Consider the following 18,219-nt stretch of genomic DNA (forward strand, 5'->3'; position numbering starts at 1 on the left):
CCGGCCGCGGCTGATGCGGTGGCACCAGTCCAAATCCTGTCCGTCACTCCCGGACCTGATCCGGGTCCCGCTTCTACCTACTCCCCCCCGGACGAAGAAGAAGCGGGACCCCGGCTCAAGGCCGGGGTGACGTTTTAGGACAGAGTGGGCCGTCATATCACGGAACGGTCGGAGCCCCATCCGCCCCCGCGATCAATGCATCGGCGCGCCGGCTTCGACCTTTTCGACCCACGCCGGATAGAAGGCCGGTTGACGCATCGACCAGCCCGATGCCGTTGCCGCCGCTTCGCTGAGCGATTGCAGCAGCTTGCGACGTAGTTCGGGATGGAGATGCGGCAAGGCGGCCGAGGCGCAGAAGGCGGCGGGCAGCCATGGGCGTGCCTCCGGCCCGACCAGACGTTCGTACAGGAAGCGATAGGCGCCGAACGTCGTCAGCCGCCCCTGGCCCAGATCGAACGCGGTCACCGTCAGCAGCGGCGTCATGAACGGTTCGATCGCATCCAGCCCGCTGTCCTCGGGAATGCACGCGCGGATGTCGGGCAGGCGATCATAGATGCGTGCCTGTGCACGGATGCTGGCGGCCTCCACCACGTCTCGCGACCAGCGGCGCATCGCGTCGTCGCGATCCAGCCCGATATCGAGCGAGCGGCGGATGTACCGCTGCGTCGCTGCCGAAAAGGTCGCGAACTCCTTCATCTCCGCCAGCGTCATCGCGCCTTCCGCCGGCCTGCGTGCAATCGCCATCTGTGAACTCCCCGCCCAAGATTACAACCGACCGAATAGTGCCGAAGAATAGTTAACGGCTTGCTGAACGAAACACGGCACCCCCGATCGACGACATATCCGAACAGGTTCGGTGCTGCATTGCAACAACGACCTGATGCAGTTCGTCGCATCGGCGTTCGGCGACACGTCGGGAGCGGGCAGGGCAAAACGACCGGCGTTCCACGGTTCATCCGCCAGTCATCGCCGCGCAAACACGGTTCGTCGGAATTGGTTCCCATTTGGCCAGGGGTGGGGTTTTCGTGGGCGGTAAACCCTGCTTCATGCCGCTCACGACATTCGTGGGGCCGTGGGGGTCAGATGAAGTTTGGTGCTGTGGCAGCGCGTTTCGCGCTGGTGGTTTCGTGCGCTCTGGCGATGGTGGCTCCGGCCCAGGCCCGGTTCTGGCAATGCGCCCCCTATGCCCGCGAAATCTCGGGCGTCGAAATCTTCGGCAACGCCCATACCTGGTGGGGCCAGGCCGCCGGCAAGTATGAACGCGGCCATGCGCCCAAGGAAGGGGCGGTTCTGTCCTTTGCCGCCACCTCCAAGATGCGCCTCGGTCATGTCGCGATGGTGTCGAAGGTCGTCAGCGACCGCGAAGTCCTGCTGACCCATGCCAACTGGTCGCGCCGCGGCGGGATCGAGCGCGATGTCCGCGCGATCGACGTGTCGGCCGCCGGCGACTGGAGCGAAGTGAAGGTGTGGTACGGTCCGCTTGGCGGTCTCGGCACCTCGGCCTATCCAGCGAACGGCTTCATCTATGCCAAGCACGCGCCGCGCGGCAGCGAGCTGGAAGCGCCGCTGGTGATCGTGAAGACCGATCCGCCCGCTCCGGTGCAGGGCGGTGCCAGCACCCAGCCGGCCCATGCCCGCATGGTCGTCGCGCTCAACGACTGATCCGATCCCCGCGCCATTGCCAAAAGGGCCCGCCGCACGCGGAATGCGGCGGGCCTTTTGGTGTTCAGGCGGGGCGGAAGGTCATCGCCACGCCGTTCATGCAATAGCGCTTGCCCGTCGGCGGCGGCCCGTCGTCGAACACGTGGCCGAGATGCCCGCCGCAGCGGCTGCACAATACCTCGGTCCGGGTCATCATCAGCGAGCGGTCGGCGCGGGTCATGACGGCGCCCGGGCGCGGGGTGTAGAAGCTCGGCCAGCCGGTGCCGCTTTCGAACTTGGTCGTCGACAGGAACAGCGGCTGATTGCAACCGGCGCAGGCGAAGACGCCCTTGCGCTTTTCGTCGTTCAGCGGGCTACTATAGGGGCGTTCGGTCCCCTCCTGCCGCAGCACGTTATATTGCGCCGGGGTCAGGCGCGCCTTCCACTGGGCGTCGGTCAGCTTGAACGGGAAGGTCTGCGCAGCCTCGCTCGCCTCCGGTGCACAGCCGATCAGCGCGGCGAGCGCCGACATTCCGGTCAGTTCGAGCAGGCGGCGGCGATCGATCGGCATCGTGCGATTCCCTTCGCCGCCGATGTGGGGAAGGGGCGTCGCACCGGCAATGTCCGGGTACGGAAGCCGACAAACGAAAATCTTTTGCCAATTTCGCGGTCCGGTTGCATGGTAAACGATACGCATGGCCTTGCCGTAGCCGCAATTTGGGGCCATTTGGCGCGTTATGCCTTTTTCGACGTTACCCGAACCGCTCGCCGCGGCGCTTTCCGCGCGTGGTTATGAAGCCCCGACCGCCGTTCAGGCGGCCGTCCTGACGCCTGATGCCGAAGGACGCGACCTGCTGGTGTCCGCCCAGACCGGATCGGGCAAGACCGTCGCCTTCGGTCTCGCCATCGCGCGCGACCTGCTCGACGCCGAGGACAAGATGCCGCGCGCCGGCGCGCCGCTGGCGCTGGTCATCGCCCCGACCCGCGAGCTGGCGTTGCAGGTCGCGCGCGAATTGCTGTGGCTGTACGGCCCAACCGGCGCGCGCATCGTGTCGTGCGTCGGCGGCATGGATGCGGCGCGCGAACGCCGGAATCTGAGCCATGGCGCGCATATCGTCGTGGGGACGCCGGGGCGTCTGCGCGATCACCTCGAACGCGGCGCGCTCGACCTGTCGGGGCTGAAGGTCGCGATCCTCGACGAAGCCGACGAGATGCTCGACATGGGCTTTCGCGAGGATCTCGAAGGGATTCTCGACGGCACGCCGGCCGAGCGCCGCACGCTGTTGTTCTCGGCGACGCTCGCCAAGCCGATCGTGGCGCTGGCCAAGCGCTACCAGAAGGACGCGTTCCGCATCGACACGCGCGAGGCGGAGCGGGGCCATGGCGACATCAGCTATCAGGCGATGACCGTCGCGCCGAACGATATCGAGAATGCGGTCGTCAACCTGCTGCGCCTGCACGAACCGGACACCGCGTTCCTGTTCTGCGCGACGCGCGAAGCGGTGCGCCACCTGCACGCCAATCTGGTCGAGCGCGGTTTCGATGCGGTCGCGCTGTCGGGCGAGCATTCGCAGTCGGAGCGCAACCATGCGTTACAGGCGCTGCGTGACCGCCGTGCGCGCGTCTGCGTCGCGACCGACGTTGCCGCCCGCGGCATCGATCTGCCGTCGCTGAGCCTGGTCGTCCATGTGGAACTGCCGCGTGATGCCGAAGCGCTCCAGCACCGTTCGGGCCGCACCGGCCGCGCGGGCAAGAAGGGCATCGCCGCGCTGATCGTGCCGTTCCAGCGTCGTCGCCGGGTCGAAGGACTGCTGCGCGATGCGAAGATCAACGCCGAATGGATCGGCGTGCCGACCCCCGAGCAGATTCACGCGGCCGATCGGGAGCGCCTGCTCGCCAAGCTGGCCGAGCCGGTCGAATTCGACGAGGCCGATGTCGAACTGGGCGCGCGCCTGCTGGCCGAGAAGACGCCGGAAGATATCGCCGCGCTGCTGGTCCGCGCCTATCGCGCCAAGCTGCCCGCGCCCGAGGAATTGTCGGCTGGCGGCATGCCCGAACGACGCGAGCGCCAAGAAGGGCCGCGTCCGGGGTTCGAGGACACGGTGTGGTTCCGCATGAATGTCGGTCGCCGGCACAATGCCGATCCGCGCTGGCTGCTGCCGCTGCTGTGCCGTCGCGGTCACATCACCAAGGGTGAGATCGGCGCGATCCGCATTGCGAACGATGAATCGGCGTTCGAAATTCCCAAGGCGATCGCGGGCAAGTTCATCGCCTCGGTCAAGCGCACGGCGATGCCGGACGATGACCTGATGTTCGAACAGATGTCGGGTCCGCCGGCCGCTCCGCAGCGCCGGACCAATGGCGCACCGCCTCGCCATTCCGCCAAGCCGTATCGCGGCGGGCGTCGGGGGTGAGCTGATTTTCGCGCGGAGGCGCGGAGGGGTTGCGGTCGCGGCGACCATCCGCCGCGACAGCGGCTGTTCTCCTCTGCTGCAGGGTAGTCGAAAGGCTTCGCCGGACAAGCGTCAGGCGTTCGACACGCAACTTCTCTGCGCCTCCGCGTCTCTGCGCGAAAATCTAACCTTCTCCCTTCTTCTCCGCGTCATCGCGCCTTCGCGTGAACCAACCTTTCTTCCGCTGCCCAAACCGTTGCGTGATCCGCCCAAAAGGCGTATGGCGCGCCGGTTCGACGAGCACAGACTCGCGTAGGCCGGATGCGCAGGCGTCCTTTCCGCATTGCCGGGGCAAGCCTTTCGTGACGACAGGGTCGTGGAATGCCGCGTGTCGTATTCGGCGCGCGCGGCAATGCCGGTCAAAGACCGCCGGAGACAACCGGCCGGCCGGAAACAGATACGTTTAGGAACCAAGAGTTATATGGCCAGCATGGCAAATCCCACCCGTGACGATTTCGCGTCGATGCTCGACGACATGTTCGGTGCTTCGGAAAGCTTCGAAGGCCGCGTTGTCATCGGCACCGTCACGGGCATCGAAAACGACCTCGCCGTCATCGACGTCGGCCTGAAGTCGGAAGGCCGCGTGCCGCTGCGCGAATTCGCGGCGCCGGGCCAGAAGGCCGATCTGAAGGTCGGTGACGAAGTCGAAGTCTATGTCGACCGCGTCGAGAATGCGAACGGCGAAGCGATGCTGAGCCGCGACCGCGCCCGTCGCGAAGCCGCGTGGGACAAGCTGGAAACTGAATTCGCCAAGACCGCGCGCGTCGAAGGCGTCATCTTCGGTCGCGTCAAGGGCGGCTTCACCGTCGACCTGTCGGGCGCCGTGGCGTTCCTGCCGGGTTCTCAGGTCGATATCCGTCCGGTTCGCGACGTCACCCCGCTGATGGACATCCCGCAGCCGTTCCAGATCCTGAAGATGGACCGCAAGCGCGGCAACATCGTCGTGTCGCGTCGCGCGGTGCTGGAAGAAACCCGCGCCGAGCAGCGTTCGGGCCTGATCCAGAGCCTTGCCGAAGGTCAGGTGATCGACGGCGTGGTCAAGAACATCACCGATTACGGTGCGTTCGTGGACCTGGGCGGCATCGACGGCCTGCTGCACGTTACCGACCTGTCGTACAAGCGCGTCGGGCATCCGTCGGAAGTGCTGAACATCGGCGACACCGTCCGCGTTCAGATCATCCGCATCAACCGCGACACGCAGCGCATCTCGCTCGGCATGAAGCAGCTGGAAAGCGATCCGTGGGATGGCGCCGGTGCCAAGTATCCGGTCGGGGCGAAGCTGTCGGGCCGCGTCACGAACATCACCGAATATGGTGCGTTCGTCGAACTGGAGCCGGGTATCGAAGGTCTGGTCCACGTTTCGGAAATGAGCTGGACCAAGAAGAACGTCCATCCGGGCAAGATCGTCAGCACTTCGCAGGAAGTCGACGTGATCGTCCTCGAGGTCGATCAGGACAAGCGCCGCATCTCGCTGGGCCTCAAGCAGGCACAGGCGAATCCGTGGGAGAAGTTCGCGGAAGATCACCCCGTCGGTTCGACCGTCGAGGGCGAAGTCAAGAACGCGACCGAATTCGGCCTGTTCATTGGCCTGGACGGCGACGTCGACGGCATGGTCCACATGTCGGACATCGCCTGGGGCATTTCGGGCGAAGACGCGCTCAATCTGCACCGCAAGGGCGAGACGGTTCAGGCCGTCGTGCTGGCGGTCGAGCCGGACAAGGAGCGCATCTCGCTCGGCATGAAGCAGCTGGAGCGTGGTGGCCCGGTCGCGGCGCAGGCGGGTGATCGCCTGAACAAGAACGCGATCGTGACCGTGACCGTGCTCGAAGTCCGCGATGCGGGCCTCGAAGTGCAGCAGGGCGACGATGGCGCGACCGGCTTCATCAAGCGCACCGATCTCGGCCGCGACCGCGACGAACAGCGTCCGGAGCGGTTCCAGGTTGGCCAGAAGTTCGACGCGATGGTCACCGGCTTCGATCGTTCGAAGAAGCCGACCTTCTCGATCAAGGCGATGCAGATCGCCGAAGAGAAGCAGGCGGTTGCGCAGTACGGTTCGTCCGACTCGGGCGCGTCGCTGGGCGACATTCTGGGCGAGGCGCTGAAGGCGCGCGGCGAACAGAAGTAAGCTTTTCGTCCGCCGATCGGTGGAAACAGGGACGGGGTGCTCCAGTTTGGAGCGCCCCGTTTTTGCGTTCATTCGAAAGGCGGATTGTGAGGAACGATCAACATAGGTTAGTGCAACCCAATGTCCGGATCGAACCGTTCCGCGACATGGTTTTGATTTGGTGGGGGAAAAGATGATCCGATCGGAACTGGTTCAGCAACTGGCCCAGGAAAATCCCGAATTGCCGGTGCGGGATGTCGAACGGATCGTCGCGACCTTTTTCGATGCGATCACCGAACAGCTGCGTGAAGGCGGTCGTGTCGAACTGCGCGGCTTCGGCGCCTTTTCAACCCGCGCGCGCGATGCCCGTACCGGCCGCAACCCGCGCACCGGCGAAGCGGTCGAGGTCGATGCCAAGCGCGTGCCCTATTTCAAGCCCGGCAAGGAAATGCGCGCGCGGCTGAACGTCTGAGCGCGTACCGCGCCGGGACGGTTTTGCCCTCTTTCGCGCAGGGCTTTGCTGGCGCATGGCATGGGCCGAACCGATAGAGGACCGGCCGATGCACGTTCGCCACTTCCTGCCCTTCGCGCTGGTGCTGCTGGCGGCTCCGCTGCCGGCGCAGCAGCGCACCGCCCCGTTCGTGATCGAACAGACCGGCGAGGGGTTCGCGACGATCGATGCGGCGGTGACGGCGGTGCGCGACGGCACCGCGACCATCCTGATTGCGCCTGGGACCTATCGCGACTGCACGGTGCAGACCGGCGGCGACATCACCTTTCGCGCGCGTACGCCCGGCACGGTCATCTTCGACGGCGGGGCGTGCGAGGAAAAGGCGACCTTCGTCCTGCGCGGACGGCGCTCGACCGTCGACGGAATCGTGTTCCGTCGCATCCGCGTGCCCGATGGCAATGGCGCGGGCATCCGTACCGAGATCGGCGACCTGACCGTGACCAACTCCACCTTCCTCGACAGCCAGGAAGGAATATTGGGCGGCAATCCGGACGGGCGGCAGCGCATCGTCATCGACCGCTCGACCTTTGCCGGGCTCGGCCAGTGCGACGAGACGACCGACTGTTCGCATTCAGTCTATCTCGGCAACAACGGCTCGATCACCATCACCCGGTCGCGCTTCGAACGCGGCACCGGCGGCCATTATGTGAAGATCCGCGCGCCCCGCATCGACATCACTGACTCCAGCTTCGACGACAGTCGTGGCAACAAGACCAACTATATGATCGACCTACCCGAAGGCGCGACCGGAGTGATCGCACGCAACACCTTCGTCCAGGGCAAGGCTAAGGAGAACTGGACCGGCTTCATCGTCGTCGGTGCTGAGAAGCGCACTTTCCCGGCGCGCGGGCTGCGCATCGACGATAACGACGCACGGCTGGCGCCCGGCATGGACAAGAGTCCGGCGTTCGTCGCCGACTATACCGGCGACGGCGTTGCGGTCGGCGCGAACCGGCTGGGACCGGGGGTTCGCAAATTCGAGACGCGGTGACGCAGGCTATTGCTAGCCGGCCACGCTTTCCCCTTCGGTCGAACGGCAATACGCGATATTCGTGCATCCATGAAAAGCCGTTTTACGCTCGCTGCACTTCTGACGCTGTCGGCCATGCCGACGCTTGCCGCGCCCCGACAGTCACCGCCCGTGCGCACTTTGAACGACCTGTCAAATTGGACGATGCAGCCGGATGCGGTGCGGCGGAACGACGCTGCGGTGCTTCGTCGGCCATTGTCGAAGGCAGAGGCGGATGTGGCGCTCGAACTGTTGGCGGCGGCACGGATGCGGCAAGTGACAGCCGACTATCGGGCGGCGATGGCGGCGAAGGCGATCACGCTGGGCGACAAGACGCTGCGCTGGGAAAGTCGTCAGTTCGGCAGCGCTCTCCATGGCAAGCGCAGCCTGTGGATTTCGATGCATGGCGGCGGCAATGCCGCGCCGGCGGTCAACGACCAGCAATGGCGCAACCAGATCCGGCTCTACGAACCGGCCGAGGGCATCTACCTCGCGCCGCGCGCACCGACCGATACGTGGAATCTGTGGCACGAGGCGCATATCGATCCGCTGTTTCAACGGCTGATCGATGCGCAGGTCGCGATCAACGGCGTCGATCCGGATCGGGTCTATCTGCTCGGCTATTCGGCCGGCGGCGATGGCGTGTGGCAACTGGCGCCGCGCATGGCGGATCGCTTCGCCGCGGCATCGATGATGGCGGGCCATCCGAACGAGGCGGGCGTGGCGTCCTTACGCAACCTGCCGTTCGGCATCTTCATGGGCGGAGCGGACGCCGCTTATGACCGCAACAGGATCGCCGCCGAAAAGAGCGCGGAACTGGCGAAGCTCCACGCCGCTGATCCGGGCGGTTATGTTTCGATCACCCGCATCTATCCCGGCCTGCCGCACTGGATGAACCGCAGGGATGCCGAGGCCCTGCCATGGATGGCGCAATTCGTCCGCAATCCGTGGCCGAAGCGAGTCGTCTGGGTGCAGGACGATGTGACCCACGACCGTTTCTACTGGCTGCACCTGCCTGACGGCGCCGCGCCCAAAGCGGGCGACCGGATCGATGCGCGCGTCGACGGACAGGCGATCACCATCGACGGCGCGGTCCCGGCGGGGCTGGTGCTGCGCCTGTCGGACCGGCTGGTCGATCTCGACCGGCCGGTGCGGGTGACCGTCAACGGCGGGCGGGTATTCGCGGGCAAGGTGCCGCGCACCGCCGCCGCGATCGTCCGCTCGCTGGAGGAGCGGGCCGATCCGGCAGCGGCGGCGACGGCGATGCTGCGGTTGCCGTGAGTGGGCGCGTCCGTCGAGCGGAGTTCTTGACGGACGCTTCTCGACGAGCTCGAAGCTGCTCGAACCGAACGGTCGGATCAGCGACAGGTCGACCCTTCGCCGGGGTTCAGGTCGAGGCAGCGGCCGTCGATTTCTCCCTTCGGCACGTTCAGCCCGATGGTGGCTGCCAGCGTCGGCAGGATATCGACCGTCTCGACACCGAACGGCTCCTCGAACCCGCCGGCGCCCTTGCGCCAGAACAGGATCGGCACGCGCCGGTCATAGTCCCAGAAGCTGCCATGCGTCGCGACCGCGCTGCCGACAACCGGATGCGGCAGCGTCAGCACTCGCGGCTTCATCGCCACCAGCAGGTCGCCCGAGCGCGGCGGATAGAAGGACGCGCGGGCGCGCTCGACCAGCGTCCAGGTTTCGGGCGGGGTGTTCGGCACGGTCGTTGCCATGATCTGCGCGCGGGTAAAGACCGCCTGGGTCTGCGGATGCGCCATGAACATCGCGATCGCCTCGCGCTCGACCGCCGCCTTCTGCGCCGGGGTGAGCTTGATGTCGTACCACACATCGCCATTGACCCCGCCGAACAGGATGGGGCCGGCGATGCCGAGCTTCTGCCCGATCGCCTTGCCGATGCCCTCGACGGTCAGCTCGCCGTCCTGCCGCACGGCGTCGGGAATTGCGTGGTGCGCATGGCGTTCGCTGGCGTCGCTGCCGCCATGGTCGGCGGTCAGCACAACCTGATAGTCGACACCCGTCGCGTCGAGCACCTTGAAGAACTCACCGAGGCTCTGGTCGAGCGAGGTCAGCTGCAGGCACATCTCGCTGCCTTCGGTGCCATAGCCGTGCCCGACATAGTCGGTGGCCGACGCGCCGATCGAGATGATGTCGGTCTGCGGCCCCTGACCCAGCTTCATGTCCTGGATCAGCCCGGCGGCAAGTGCGAGGACGGCGGCGTCATATTCGGGCGAGCGGCGGAAATTGTTCACGTCGCCGGCGGCGCGTTCGAACCGGCCGGTGCCGATCGTCTTGCCCGCGACCGCAACGGCGCGGGCGAGCGGCTGGCAGAAGGTCGGCAGCGTCATCGGGCCTTGCGCGGTGGCGATCTGCTTCGCGACGGCTGCGTTGGCGCGTGCGACGACCGGCGGCATCGTGCGACCGGCATAGCTGGTGAAGCCGTCCTTACCGAACCACCACAGCTCGTCGACCTTGTGCCCGCCCATCATCACCGCCGCGCGGTCCTTGCCCGCGACCGATACGACGCGGGTGCGCGGATCGGCGGCCTTCATCCGCTCGCCCAGCGTGGGCACCATCAGGTGCACGTCGGACACGGTATAGTCCTTGAAGGTCGAGCCGGGGACGCGCTCGTCCTCTGCACAATAGACCTTGTGATCGGGGCGGTTGTTGCCGCGCTGGTCGATCCAGTCATTGGCGATGATGCCGGTGCGCGACGGGCGCGATCCGGTCAGGATCGTCGAATGGCCGGGGCAGGTCTCCGTCGCGGCATGGCTCTGATAGCCCGAGGGGAACACTGCGCCCTGCATCATCCGCACGAACCCGCCGGTGAAGCGCGCGCGATATTCGGCGAACAGGTCGGCGGAGAATTGATCGACCGAGATCGCGACGATCAGCTTGGGCGGCGTCGCCGGATAGGTCGGCGGCACCGGTAGGGCGGCCGGGACAGGGGCCGGTGCGGCGGTCTGCGCCAGAGCGGGGACGGCGGTGCCAAGCAGTAGCGCAGCGAGGGTCAGGAAACGCATTAAGGAACTCCGCGGACGGTGCATCCGTCCCGAAACTTCGCTACCCGGCGTACATGACACCGGCAAGAACGCTGTGGCGACTCGTCCTGATCCTTTTCGCATTTCTGGGCGCGTTGCCGGTGGCGGCACAGGTGCCGGGACAGCGGCATGTCCAGATGCGGATCGTAGCGGAGAGCGACGCCCCGGCGGCGGGATCGCGCGTTGCGCTGGCGCTGGTATCGATGCCCGATGCGGGATGGCACGGTTACTGGCAGAATCCCGGCGCGGTCGGCACCCAGCCGCAGCTCGACTGGACATTGCCGGCGGGTGCCAGCGTCGGTCCCTTGCGCTATCCGGTGCCCGAGCGGCTGACCGTCGCGGGCATCATGAACTATGTCTATGAGCGACCCTGGACCATCCTGACCGAGCTGCAACTGCCCGCCGGGCTGGCGAAGGGCACCATCGTGCCGGTGCGGCTGTCGATCGACTATCTGGTCTGCACCCGCGAAATCTGCGTACCGGAAAAGGCGGAGCTCGCCACCGAACTGACGATTGGTGACGGCGCGATCAACCCGGAGCGTCGCGCCGATTTCGATGGCTGGCGGCGCGCGCTGCCCCGGCCGCTAGGATCGCCCGCACTGTTCCAGGCTGGCGACACCCTGAGGCTACGCGTGCCGTTTCCGGCGTCGCAGGCGATCGGCGATCCCTATTTCTTCCCGCTCACCGAGAGCGCGGTCGATTACGATGCGCCGCAAAAGATCGCGCGCGACGGCGACGCCCTCGTTATCGAAACGAAGGCTACGGGCAAGTCGGCTGCGATCGAAGGCGTGCTCGCGACCGGTCCGGGGAAGGGCTTCGCGATCCGCGCGACCCCCGGCACGGTGGCGGCAGCGGCCGAACCGGCACCGATCCGCACCGTGCTGATCGCCTTTGCCGGGGCGCTGCTCGGCGGACTGCTGCTCAACATCATGCCGTGCGTCTTTCCGATCCTGAGCCTCAAGGCGTTGAGCTTGGCCCGTTCGGGCGAGTCCGCGGTCCATGCGCGGGCGGAGGGTGTTGCCTATACCGCTGGAGCGGTCGTCACCTGCATGGCATTGGGCGGCATATTGCTCGCGATCCGTGCGGCGGGCGTGGCGGCGGGATGGGCGTTCCAGCTGACCGATCCGCGCGTCGTATTGCTGTTGCTGGTGCTGACCGGCGGCATCGCGCTGAACCTCGCCGGGCTGTTCGAACTGCCTACGCCACAGGTCGGCAACCGCAGCGGGCGGGGCGGGGCGTTCGCCACCGGGGCACTCGCGGCGTTCGTTGCCACTCCCTGTACCGGCCCGTTCATGGGTGCCGCGCTGGGATCGGCGCTGGTCCTTCCGCCGGTCGCGGCGATGGCGGTGTTTGCCGGGCTGGGCTTCGGTCTTGCACTGCCGTTTCTGTTGCTGGGCTTCGTTCCGGCGCTGCGGCGGCGCCTGCCTAAGCCCGGCGCGTGGATGGACGCGTTCCGGAAAGCGCTGTCGGTGCCGATGTTCCTGACCGCGCTGGCGCTGGCATGGATATTGGGGCGGCAGTCCGGGGTCGACGGGATGGCAATGGGGCTGGGGGCACTGCTGCTCGCCGGGCTGGGACTGTGGTGGACCGGGCGGCGACAGCTGCGCGGGCGCGATCGGGCATGGAGGCCGGGGATCGCCGCACTGGTGCTGGCGGTGGCGAGTGCCGCGCTGGTGCAGCGCGCACCGCCGGCCGGCGCTGCGACTACCGGGATCGCCGGCGCCGAACCGTTCAGCGAGGCACGGTTGGCGGCGCTGCGCGCAGAGGGCAAACCGGTCTTCGCCTATTTCACCGCGGACTGGTGCCTGACCTGCAAGGTCAACGAACGCGCCGCAATCGAGACTCGCGCGGTGGCGGAGGCGTTCGGCAAGGGTGGCGTAAAGGTGCTGGTCGGCGATTGGACCGATGGCGACCCAGCGCTGGGCCGTTTTATCGAGGCGCATAACCGTGCCGGCGTGCCGCTATATCTTTATTATGCGCCGGGCAGCGGAGAGGCACGCGTGCTGCCGCAAGTACTTACGCCGGCGACGCTGACCGAACTGGTATCCTGAGCCGCCAAACCCGCTTGCCAGCACCGATTTCGCAGCGCAGCATGCGGAGCATAATCCGTCAGGCGGCGTTGGGGGTTGAATGGGGCAAGCGTTCGACGAAATCTGGGGACAAGGCGGGCCGGACGATCCGCGCGCCGACCTTGCGGCACTGGCACGGTGGATGCGCGAGGTGCCGCCCCATGAGTTGAAACGCCGCCTGCAATCCGCCGAAGCGACCTTTCGCCAGCTGGGCATCACCTTTGCCGTGTATGGCGATAGCGAGGCGGCGGAGCGGATCATCCCGTTCGACATCGTGCCGCGCGTGTTCATGGCCGACGAATGGGCACGCCTGTCCAAGGGGCTGATCCAGCGGACGCAGGCGATCAATGCGTTCCTCGACGACATTTATGGCGAACGCCGCATTCTGAAGGCCGGGGTGCTGCCGCCCGACCTGATCTTCGGCAACGCGCAGTTCCGCCCCGAAATCGCCGGCATCCGTCCGCCGCACGGTGTCTGGGCGCATATCTGCGGCATCGATCTGGTCCGCACCGGGCCGGACGAGTTCTTCGTGCTGGAGGACAATGCCCGCACCCCGTCGGGCGTGTCGTACATGCTGGAAAATCGCGAGGCGATGATCCGGCTGTGCCCCGAACTGTTCCGCAATTTCCGCGTGGCGGCGGTGGACAGCTATCCCGACAAGCTGCTGGAGACGATGCGTTCCGTCGCTCCGCCCGGGGCGGGGGCGCATCCGACCTGCGTCGTGCTGACGCCGGGCCATTTCAATTCGGCCTATTACGAACACAGCTTCCTGGCCGATTCGATGGGTGTCGAACTGGTCGAGCCGGCCGACCTGCTGGTCGATGACGACGTGGTATGGATGCAGACCATTGCCGGGCGGGTGCGGGTCGATGTCATCTATCGCCGGATCGACGACGACTTCATCGATCCGGTGGTTTTCCGGCCGGAATCGCTGTTGGGGGTACCCGGCCTGATCGCCGCCTATCGCGCGGGCAATGTCGCGCTGGTCAATGCGCCGGGCAACGGCATCGCCGACGACAAGGCGATCTACAGCTATATGCCCGAGATCGTCCGCTTTTATGCGGAGAGCGAGCCTTTGCTCCCCAATGTCGAGACATGGCGCTGCCGGGAGCCGGATGCGCTCAAATACGTCCTCGACCATCTGGACGAGGTGGTGGTGAAGCTGGTCGACGGGTCGGGCGGCTACGGCATGCTGGTCGGGCCGACTGCGTCCAAACAAGAGATCGAGGATTTCCGCCGCGCGCTGATCGCCGAACCGCAGCGTTATATCGCGCAGCCGACGCTGGCGCTGTCGACCGTGCCCACCCTGACCGACGCTGGCCTCGCCCCGCGTCACGTCGATTTCCGCCCATTCGTGCTGACCGGTGCGGAGACGGTACAGGTCGTGCCGGGCGGGCTGACCCGCGTTGCGCTGAAGGAAGGGTCGCTGGTCGTCAATTCGAGCCAGGGCGGCGGGACCAAGGACAGTTTCGTGCTCATGGACGATGGTCCGGTGCAGTCGCAGGTGCAGGCGCAATCGATGGGCGGCATGACCCAGTCGCAGGGGGGGCGCTGAAATGGCGATGCTGTCGCGCACCGCCGCCTCCCTCTACTGGCTGGGCCGCTATGTCGAACGCGCCGATTTCCTCGCACGGCTGGTTGAGGCAACGGTGCGGCTCGACGCGCTGTCGTCGCGCCCGGCGGGCGACGCCGCCTGGGCCAGCGCGCTGGCGGTCAGCTATACCGAAGACAGCTTTGCCGCGACCGGGCAGGCGGTCGGGCAGGCCTCGGTCGCCCGCTTCCTGACCTGCGACCGCAGCCATGCCGGGTCGATTCTGTGGTGCCTCGACGCGGCGCGCAACAATGCGAAGGCGGTGCGCACCGCGCTGACCCGCGACGCATGGACGGCGATCAACCGCGCGTGGATCGTCTTCAACTCACCGCGTGGCGAGGAGGGCGAGGATATCCTCAACCTGGTCGAGGCGATCAAGGCGGAGGCGCGCGGCTTCGAAGGCGCGGTCCAGCGCATGATGAAGAACGAGGCGACGTGGTTCGTCCAGCTGGGTGCCGCAATCGAACGCGCCGACAACACCGCGCGGCTGATCGACGTCAAATATCACCTGCTGCTGCCCGAAGGCGAGCGGATCGGTGGCGCGATCGACCGCGACCAGTGGACCACGATCCTGCAGACGGTTTCGGCCGTCACCGCCTATCGCTGGCTGTACAGCGAGGGGCTGAAGCCCGCGAACGTCATCGAACTGCTGCTGTCACGTGGCGAAGTGCCGCGCAGCCTCGCCGCGTGCGTCGACGAAACGGTCGAGATGCTGAACATGCTCGGCAAGCGTACCGGCTTCCAGGGCGAGGCCGACCGCATGGCCCGCGCACGCCTCGCCCGGATGCAGAAGACCCGCGCACACGAGGTCATCGTCAGCGGCCTGCATGAATATCTGAATGCCTTCATCCGGGAGAATGCGATGCTCGACGCCGCGATCGCCCGCCAGTTCCGCTTCATCTGATGCGGCTGTCGGTCCACCATGAGACGCGGTATCGCTTCACCGAACCGCAGGCGCGCATCGTCCAGCTGCTCCGGCTGTTTCCCGGCGATACGAGCCATCAGACGGTGGTCAACTGGCGTATCGATGTCGACTGCGACGCACGGCTGCGGGAAGGGTTTGACGGCTACGGCAACATCACCCGGATGCTCTATGCCGAAGGCCCGGTCGATACGCTCGTCCTCTCCGTGTCCGGCGAAGCGCTGCTGACCGAACAGGACGGCCCGATCGAGGTCACCGACGAGCCGTTTCCCCCCGACCTGTTCCGTCGCGTAAGGCCGCTGACGCGCGCGGATGCGTTGATCGAGGGGCTGGGGCAAGGCGACGACCTTGGCGCGATGACGGCGCTGGCCGGCGCGATCCATGCCCGCTGGCCGCTCGACCGGCGACCGACCCCGGCGATCCGCTCGGCGGCTGAGGCGGCAGGCGACGAGCGGCTGGGACCGCGCGACATGGCGCAAATCTTCATCGCCGCGGCACGGGCGCAGGGTGTGCCCGCGCGCTACGTATCGGGCTACAGCCTTTCCGGCGACGACGAACGGCGGACCGCTGCGCCGCATGCCTGGGCGGAGGCGTATGTGTCAGGCGGCTGGTACGCGTTCGATCCCGCGACCGGCGGGCGTTCGGGCCTCGATCATATCCGGGTCGCGGTGGCGCTGGATGCCGCGGGTGCAGCGCCGATCGCCGGGGTCCGGATGGGGGCGGGCGAGGAGGAACTGGACGTGGATGTCCGGGTAGGCAGCGAGACGGAGTAACATCCTCCCCGGCACGGGGGAGGGCCGTGAAGCTGTGGTGGAGGGGATCGTCCCGAGCGTTCCGCTTGCGGAGCGTCCCCTCCACCAGCCTGCGGCTGGTCCCTCACCCCGTGCCGGGGAGGAGCTTTTAGGCTTCGTGCCCCCGATAGTTCTTCAGTTCGTCGCCGACGATCTGAACCACGTGCAGCACGTTGGTCGACCCCGGCGTTCCGAACGGCACGCCGGCGCAGACGACGACACGGTCGCCCGCGCGGGCCATGTTGTGGCGCAGGACCATGCGCTTGGCCTTCGCCACCATCTCCTCGAACGATTCGACGTCGCGGGTGTGGACGGCATGGACGCCCCACAGCAGCCCCAGGCGACGCGCGGTGTCGATCTGCGGCGTCAGTACCATGATCGGCACGGCGGGACGTTCGCGCGCGATGCGGCGCGCGGTCGAACCCGACTTCGTGAAGCACAGGATCGCCTTCGCATCGACCGTGGCGGCGATGTTCTTGGCGGCTTCGGCCAGCGCGTCGGCGGTGGTGGGATCGGGGCGCAGCACGGTGAAGTGGACGCGGTCGCCATGCGCCGGGTCGCGTTCGACGGCGTGCGAGATGTCGTTCATCATCGCCACCGATTCGACCGGCCAGCTGCCCGCGGCGCTTTCCGCCGACAGCATGATCGCGTCCGCCCCGTCATAGACGGCGGTCGCCACGTCCGACACTTCGGCGCGGGTCGGCGAGGGCGAGGTAATCATCGATTCGAGCATCTGCGTCGCGACGACGACCGGGCGGCCGAGGCGGCGGGCGGTCTCGACGATGCGCTTCTGCAGCGGCGGCACCGACTGCGGCGGCAGCTCGACGCCCAGATCGCCGCGCGCGACCATTACGCCGTCGCACTGCTCGACGATCTCTTCCAGCCGGGCGACGGCCGAGGGCTTCTCGATCTTGGCGAGCAGCGCCGCCTTGCCTTGAATGAGCTTGCGCGCTTCGGCCAGATCCTCCGGACGCTGCACGAACGACAGCGCGATCCAGTCCACGCCCTGGTCGACCGCGAAGTGCAGGTCGGAAATGTCCTTGGGTGTCAGCGCGGCCATCGGCAGCACGACGTCGGGCACGTTCAACCCCTTCGAATTCGACAGCGCACCGCCGACGACCACTTCGGTTTCGATCTTGTCATCGTCATGATCGAGGACGCGCAGCACCAGCTTGCCGTCATCGAGCAGCAGGCGGGCATCACGGGCGATCGCGGCGAAAATCTCCGGGTGCGGCAGTTCGACACGGGTCGCGTCGCCCGGCTCGTTCGAACGGTCGAGCGTGAAGCGCTGCCCGGCTTCGAGCATGACGCGCCCTTCGGCGAAGCGGCCGACGCGCAGCTTCGGTCCCTGCAGATCGGCGAGGATGGTCGTCGGGCGGCCGAACTGCTTCTCCAGCCCGCGAATCGCTTCGATCACGGCAACCTTCGACTGCTGGTCGCCATGGCTCATATTGACGCGGAAGGCGTCGGCGCCGGCTTCGAACAGCTTGGCGATCATTTCCGGCGTGTTGCTGGCGGGGCCAAGCGTGGCGAGGACGCGAACCTTGCGCGAACGGGGGCTGATGGCCTTGGTCATGAAAGTCTCCGGGCGTTGCGCGCCTGCCTCTAAGGCTTATTCGTAAAGGTTCAACCTTGGAGCGGAAACTCATGCCATCAATCGATTCCATCAGCGACGCCGCACAGGCCGCCGCATTCCGCCGGCTGGTCCGCCACCTCCAGCATCGCACCGACGCGCAGAATGTCGACCTGATGGGGCTGGCCGGTTTCTGTCGCAACTGCCTGGGCGACTGGCTGGGCGAGGCCGCCGGCCTGTCGAAGGACGAAGGGCGCGAGGCGGTGTACGGCATGCCCTATGCCCAGTGGAAGGCGACGCATCAGCTGCCCGCGACCCCCGAACAGATCGCCCGCATGGACGAGAGCGTCGCGAAGAACCGCACCGATGCCGCGCTGGACGAGGCGTTGGACGACAGCTTTCCGGCGAGCGACCCGCCGGCGATGACCGAACCCCGTTGATCGGTTGAGGCGGGCGCGCGGATCGGCTAGGCGCGCCCGTTCACGAATTCTTGACCATCGTTAAGGGA

At 66.7% G+C, this 18,219-nt stretch carries 15 protein-coding genes; 11 read left to right on the forward strand and 4 right to left on the reverse strand.

The features are described 5' to 3' along the window. Nucleotides 1–192: 192 nt before the first annotated feature. Nucleotides 193–744, reverse strand: coding sequence for a hypothetical protein (locus PPZ50_RS07035; protein WP_066689669.1), 552 nt, complete (start codon nt 742–744; stop codon nt 193–195). Nucleotides 745–1,083: 339 nt separating this feature from the next. Between PPZ50_RS07035 and PPZ50_RS07040 the strand changes: the two genes are divergently transcribed. Continuing rightward, nucleotides 1,084–1,662 (forward strand): CHAP domain-containing protein, encoded by a 579-nt coding sequence (locus tag PPZ50_RS07040; protein ID WP_126015067.1) that lies wholly within the window; start codon nt 1,084–1,086, stop codon nt 1,660–1,662. A gap of 64 nt (nt 1,663–1,726) precedes the next feature. Here PPZ50_RS07040 and msrB read toward each other — a convergent pair whose 3' ends face one another. Continuing rightward, nucleotides 1,727–2,212, reverse strand: a complete 486-nt coding sequence (msrB, locus tag PPZ50_RS07045; RefSeq protein ID WP_420794423.1) for a peptide-methionine (R)-S-oxide reductase MsrB — start codon at nt 2,210–2,212, stop codon at nt 1,727–1,729. Nucleotides 2,213–2,378: 166 nt separating this feature from the next. On the opposite strand from msrB, the gene PPZ50_RS07050 reads away from it, so the two are divergent. From PPZ50_RS07050 to PPZ50_RS07070, 5 genes are all read left to right on the forward strand, one after another. Next, complete coding sequence (locus PPZ50_RS07050) at nt 2,379–4,055, forward strand: DEAD/DEAH box helicase (protein WP_126015071.1); 1,677 nt, start codon at nt 2,379–2,381, stop codon at nt 4,053–4,055. Between the two features lie 460 nt (nt 4,056–4,515). Continuing rightward, nucleotides 4,516–6,219 (forward strand): 30S ribosomal protein S1, encoded by a 1,704-nt coding sequence (gene rpsA / locus PPZ50_RS07055; protein WP_066689665.1) that lies wholly within the window; start codon nt 4,516–4,518, stop codon nt 6,217–6,219. 172 nt (nt 6,220–6,391) lie between these two features. Then, nucleotides 6,392–6,670, forward strand: coding sequence for an integration host factor subunit beta (locus PPZ50_RS07060; RefSeq protein WP_126015073.1), 279 nt, complete (start codon nt 6,392–6,394; stop codon nt 6,668–6,670). Between the two features lie 88 nt (nt 6,671–6,758). Next, complete coding sequence (locus PPZ50_RS07065) at nt 6,759–7,700, forward strand: right-handed parallel beta-helix repeat-containing protein (RefSeq protein WP_126015083.1); 942 nt, start codon at nt 6,759–6,761, stop codon at nt 7,698–7,700. A 69-nt stretch (nt 7,701–7,769) separates the two neighbouring features. Next, on the forward strand, nt 7,770–8,999 hold the full coding sequence (locus tag PPZ50_RS07070; protein WP_126015075.1) for an alpha/beta hydrolase: 1,230 nt from the start codon (nt 7,770–7,772) through the stop codon (nt 8,997–8,999). Between the two features lie 77 nt (nt 9,000–9,076). On the opposite strand, the gene PPZ50_RS07075 is transcribed toward PPZ50_RS07070, so the two are convergent. Beyond that, complete coding sequence (locus PPZ50_RS07075; RefSeq protein WP_272815782.1) at nt 9,077–10,747, reverse strand: alkaline phosphatase family protein; 1,671 nt, start codon at nt 10,745–10,747, stop codon at nt 9,077–9,079. A gap of 53 nt (nt 10,748–10,800) precedes the next feature. On the opposite strand from PPZ50_RS07075, the gene PPZ50_RS07080 reads away from it, so the two are divergent. The 4 genes from PPZ50_RS07080 (at nt 10,801) to PPZ50_RS07095 (ending at nt 16,120) form a co-directional block, all read left to right on the forward strand. Then, nucleotides 10,801–12,816 (forward strand): protein-disulfide reductase DsbD family protein, encoded by a 2,016-nt coding sequence (locus tag PPZ50_RS07080; RefSeq protein ID WP_126012673.1) that lies wholly within the window; start codon nt 10,801–10,803, stop codon nt 12,814–12,816. Between the two features lie 79 nt (nt 12,817–12,895). Further along, nucleotides 12,896–14,389: a circularly permuted type 2 ATP-grasp protein gene (locus PPZ50_RS07085; protein WP_066689660.1), complete on the forward strand. Its 1,494-nt coding sequence runs from the start codon at nt 12,896–12,898 to the stop codon at nt 14,387–14,389. Nucleotides 14,390–14,396: 7 nt separating this feature from the next. Continuing rightward, a complete protein-coding gene (locus PPZ50_RS07090; RefSeq protein WP_198158528.1) occupies nt 14,397–15,329 on the forward strand; it encodes an alpha-E domain-containing protein in 933 nt (310 codons plus the stop codon). Further along, nucleotides 15,329–16,120, forward strand: coding sequence for a transglutaminase family protein (locus PPZ50_RS07095; protein WP_066689658.1), 792 nt, complete (start codon nt 15,329–15,331; stop codon nt 16,118–16,120). The genes PPZ50_RS07090 and PPZ50_RS07095 overlap by 1 nt, the downstream gene beginning before the upstream one ends. Before the next feature lie 127 nt (nt 16,121–16,247). Here the strand turns inward: PPZ50_RS07095 and pyk are convergent, their stop codons facing one another. Next, nucleotides 16,248–17,714, reverse strand: coding sequence for a pyruvate kinase (pyk, locus tag PPZ50_RS07100; RefSeq protein ID WP_066689657.1), 1,467 nt, complete (start codon nt 17,712–17,714; stop codon nt 16,248–16,250). A gap of 71 nt (nt 17,715–17,785) precedes the next feature. Between pyk and PPZ50_RS07105 the strand changes: the two genes are divergently transcribed. Further along, complete coding sequence (locus tag PPZ50_RS07105; protein WP_066689656.1) at nt 17,786–18,151, forward strand: DUF1244 domain-containing protein; 366 nt, start codon at nt 17,786–17,788, stop codon at nt 18,149–18,151. The last annotated feature ends 68 nt before the right edge of the window (nt 18,152–18,219 follow it).

Source organism: Sphingomonas hankookensis, from assembly GCF_028551275.1.
Taxonomy (GTDB): domain Bacteria; phylum Pseudomonadota; class Alphaproteobacteria; order Sphingomonadales; family Sphingomonadaceae; genus Sphingomonas; species Sphingomonas hankookensis_A.

Excerpts from the sequence above, each read along its gene's own strand:
- PPZ50_RS07035 (WP_066689669.1), bottom strand. The coding sequence starts at position 744 with ATGGCGATTGCACGCAGGCCGGCGGAAGGCGCGATGACGCTGGCGGAG.
- PPZ50_RS07040 (WP_126015067.1), top strand. The coding sequence starts at position 1,084 with ATGAAGTTTGGTGCTGTGGCAGCGCGTTTCGCGCTGGTGGTTTCGTGC.
- msrB (WP_420794423.1), bottom strand. The coding sequence starts at position 2,212 with ATGCCGATCGATCGCCGCCGCCTGCTCGAACTGACCGGAATGTCGGCG.
- PPZ50_RS07050 (WP_126015071.1), top strand. The coding sequence starts at position 2,379 with ATGCCTTTTTCGACGTTACCCGAACCGCTCGCCGCGGCGCTTTCCGCG.
- rpsA (WP_066689665.1), top strand. The coding sequence starts at position 4,516 with ATGGCCAGCATGGCAAATCCCACCCGTGACGATTTCGCGTCGATGCTC.
- PPZ50_RS07060 (WP_126015073.1), top strand. The coding sequence starts at position 6,392 with ATGATCCGATCGGAACTGGTTCAGCAACTGGCCCAGGAAAATCCCGAA.
- PPZ50_RS07065 (WP_126015083.1), top strand. The coding sequence starts at position 6,759 with ATGCACGTTCGCCACTTCCTGCCCTTCGCGCTGGTGCTGCTGGCGGCT.
- PPZ50_RS07070 (WP_126015075.1), top strand. The coding sequence starts at position 7,770 with ATGAAAAGCCGTTTTACGCTCGCTGCACTTCTGACGCTGTCGGCCATG.
- PPZ50_RS07075 (WP_272815782.1), bottom strand. The coding sequence starts at position 10,747 with ATGCGTTTCCTGACCCTCGCTGCGCTACTGCTTGGCACCGCCGTCCCC.
- PPZ50_RS07080 (WP_126012673.1), top strand. The coding sequence starts at position 10,801 with ATGACACCGGCAAGAACGCTGTGGCGACTCGTCCTGATCCTTTTCGCA.
- PPZ50_RS07085 (WP_066689660.1), top strand. The coding sequence starts at position 12,896 with ATGGGGCAAGCGTTCGACGAAATCTGGGGACAAGGCGGGCCGGACGAT.
- PPZ50_RS07090 (WP_198158528.1), top strand. The coding sequence starts at position 14,397 with ATGCTGTCGCGCACCGCCGCCTCCCTCTACTGGCTGGGCCGCTATGTC.
- PPZ50_RS07095 (WP_066689658.1), top strand. The coding sequence starts at position 15,329 with ATGCGGCTGTCGGTCCACCATGAGACGCGGTATCGCTTCACCGAACCG.
- pyk (WP_066689657.1), bottom strand. The coding sequence starts at position 17,714 with ATGACCAAGGCCATCAGCCCCCGTTCGCGCAAGGTTCGCGTCCTCGCC.
- PPZ50_RS07105 (WP_066689656.1), top strand. The coding sequence starts at position 17,786 with ATGCCATCAATCGATTCCATCAGCGACGCCGCACAGGCCGCCGCATTC.